Source organism: Finegoldia magna, assembly GCF_003182075.1.
In the GTDB taxonomy this organism is placed as follows: domain Bacteria; phylum Bacillota; class Clostridia; order Tissierellales; family Peptoniphilaceae; genus Finegoldia; species Finegoldia magna.
In genome coordinates, this window is sequence record NZ_QGTH01000008.1 from 1 (window position 1) to 2719 (window position 2719).

Below are 2719 nucleotides of genomic sequence, written 5' to 3' on the forward strand. Positions count from 1 at the left end.
TTAAAACAAAATTAAACGGAATGTCCCCTGTTATGTACAGATTACATTCCGCTTAAAATATTATTAAATTATTCCGTGTTTACGGGTTCAGGTCAAAAGAAGCTTCAATAAATGGTGAAGCTAGCGATGAAACTATAAACGCTTTGGAAAAAGAATTAAATTATTTAGGAATAGACGTTGGGTCATACTCAGGAACACATATTCTTGACGAAGAAGATGATGACTTTGTTTTTTACGGTTATGGGGAGACGCATTCTTTAGGAAATGGTTGGACATACAGGGTTGATAAGCCTTCATCTAGTAATGCAAAACCACACGTTCATGTTGATAATAACAAAAGAGGTATTCACGGAACAGAAAATGTAGATGGAACACCTAGTCATGGAAAGACCTTAGAAAGATCTGGAGTTCCTAAAAAAGTTAGGGAGAAGGTAAGAGGATCAAAAGACTATAAGAAAGGTCAAAATGATTTAAAGAACATGAAGAGAGCAAAAGCTGAAATAAAAAGGAGAAAATTGAATTTAAATAAATATAAATATTTAATAATAGCAGCAGGAATTTTTGTTGCAATAGTAGGGGTTGCTTTCTTTGCTCCAGAAGCTTTGCCTGCAGTACTACCTGCTATATAGGAGGTGTTAATTATAATAGATTATTTCTTAAAATTAGAGTATAATGCTAAAAATATTATGGTTTTAACATTGGAAAAAGATTCTCAAGATCTTGCATTAATAGTTTATGAAGATTTAAATAGAGCAGAGATTATAGATACTGATTTTTCATATTATAAAGAACAATTTGAAAATAATCCTGAATATATTGATAAAAGAAATCTTGTTTCAATAATGATTTTCCCAATTTTTAATTTTGCTAAAGCTAAGCAGTTTGAAGAAGAACTAGAATCCATAGCTGATTACTATATCGAACATAGAGGGGAAATTAATACAAAGATAAATTGGTTTAATGATAAAAAAGTAACAGACCTATACAAGAAAATAGATACTGACAAAATAAAGTTATTAAGATATTTATTTCAATTTTGTGAGAATAAAACCATAAAAGATGATATAAAAAGTTGTGAATTCTCTCACATAAATCAGTGAAAAAGCATCTACAAAAGTGATATGTACTCTCCTTACTGGTTTGTCCAGTAAAGAGGGTACATATCATCTTTTTTTTAGATTTCTCTTTTTTGTTTGTTCAAAAATAAATACGCCAACACTATTATTCCCACAGAGAATAAAATCATCATTCTTTCGTCTTTATTTCCCGATTCTGGGAGTTTTTCATCGACGTGTTCCTTCTTTTCTACCACAAGGGATTTCTTAGACAAATCACTTTGTGACAATACTACATCGAACTCACGCACTTGCCCTTCTTTTAAAATAACTCCTCCGACTCCATTTTCAGTCAACCTATCTTCGTTATTTACAGTAAGAACGTAGTTTCCCGGAAACAAATTGTCGAATACTACTTTTCCTTCTTTATTTGTGTACTGGAATGCATACATATCTGTTCTTCTATCTTTTAATGAAACCAGAACTTTTTCTTGTGGTTTGTCGGCTTTTTTCACGTTGATTATAAGTGCTGATTCAAACTCTTTTTTGATTTGTTCGTCTATTTGTGAACTATAAATAGATTCTTCTGAATTTGGATTAATCTCAATGTCATTGATTTTGAAATTGTCATGTTTCTCAAAATATTCACTCATTTTGTCCACGTACACCTGATATTTTCCAGGATCTTCTACTTCAAAATACGCATAACCAAACATATCGGTTTTTGACAAGTATTCTTTTGTATTAGATTGTAATCTGACATCTATTTCTTTTAGGGCAATTGCATATTTGTCGGTAATTCTATAAGTTATTTTGTATTTCTTGTCCTTGTCCTCTCTTGATTTGGCAATCAAAGTTTTGGAATTATCGGTGTTGTTTTCAAGTAACACTCTTTGTTCATCGAAGAAATATCCCGACGGAGCAGACACTACCTTCACGGAATGTTCTGATGGTGCAAGCTTATAAAATTGTGCTTCTCCTTTTTCATCTGTCTGATTTTCTCGAGATTTGCCAGTCTGAAGATCAGTTACTATTATCTCAACTTTTGGTATTGGTTTGCTTTTTTTGTCCAATACGGTAATTTTTAATATAGCATTATCCTCATCCCTCGCTTGTTTTACTGCAAATGATAAGTTAGCTTTAAAGTTTTGCATGATTTTTTTGCTGACACTATCATTTTGTCCTCTATTTGGATTGATTATATTGTCTATTTTATCTATTTCCGATGCTGTGGCGATTTGAGGTATCATAACTATCACCACTAAAACGAATAGTAGTTTTTTCAAAATTTTCATAACACTTCTCCTATTTAATAATATATCACAAAAGAAGCGTTTTTTCCCAATTTTAGCCAAAAAAATCGCACGATATTATCGTGCGACTTTTTCACTCTATTTGATCAATTCTTTTACAACTGATTCATCTATTGAGTTTTCTCCACCAAATACATTAACTTTTTCAAATTTTGCTTCTTCGAAAGCTTGTTTTGTAGCTTCTGGAATTTCATTTGATTCTACTAATAATATTGGGCAATCAATTGAGCCTATTACTAAACTGTCTGCTGCTGTTGTTCCGTTTGCGATGTTAACTTCTTTACTGTCTTTGAAGCCGTGTTCGTAAATCTTCTTAGCAGTGTCGTAACGGTTTGCTCCTGCAATTCTTGT

4 protein-coding genes are annotated in these 2719 nt (G+C 31.8%); 2 read left to right on the forward strand and 2 right to left on the reverse strand.

Going from position 1 to position 2719, the window contains the following annotated elements:
* Window positions 1-143 precede the first annotated feature (143 nt).
* Together DES33_RS04360 and DES33_RS04365 are read left to right on the forward strand one after the other, a co-directional pair.
* Window positions 144-629, forward strand: a complete 486-nt coding sequence (locus tag DES33_RS04360; protein ID WP_110058181.1) for a hypothetical protein — start codon at window positions 144-146, stop codon at window positions 627-629.
* 3 nt (window positions 630-632) lie between these two features.
* Window positions 633-1100: a hypothetical protein gene (locus tag DES33_RS04365; protein ID WP_110058182.1), complete on the forward strand. Its 468-nt coding sequence runs from the start codon at window positions 633-635 to the stop codon at window positions 1098-1100.
* A gap of 74 nt (window positions 1101-1174) precedes the next feature.
* Here DES33_RS04365 and DES33_RS04370 read toward each other — a convergent pair whose 3' ends face one another.
* Together DES33_RS04370 and DES33_RS04375 are read right to left on the reverse strand one after the other, a co-directional pair.
* The gene (locus DES33_RS04370) at window positions 1175-2350 is read right to left on the reverse strand and encodes an MSCRAMM family protein (RefSeq protein ID WP_110058183.1); all 1176 of its coding nucleotides are present in this window, start codon (window positions 2348-2350) and stop codon (window positions 1175-1177) included.
* A 96-nt stretch (window positions 2351-2446) separates the two neighbouring features.
* Window positions 2447-2719, reverse strand: a 273-nt coding sequence (locus DES33_RS04375) for a cell wall-binding repeat-containing protein (RefSeq protein ID WP_146199870.1), incomplete at its 5' end; no start/stop codon positions are given.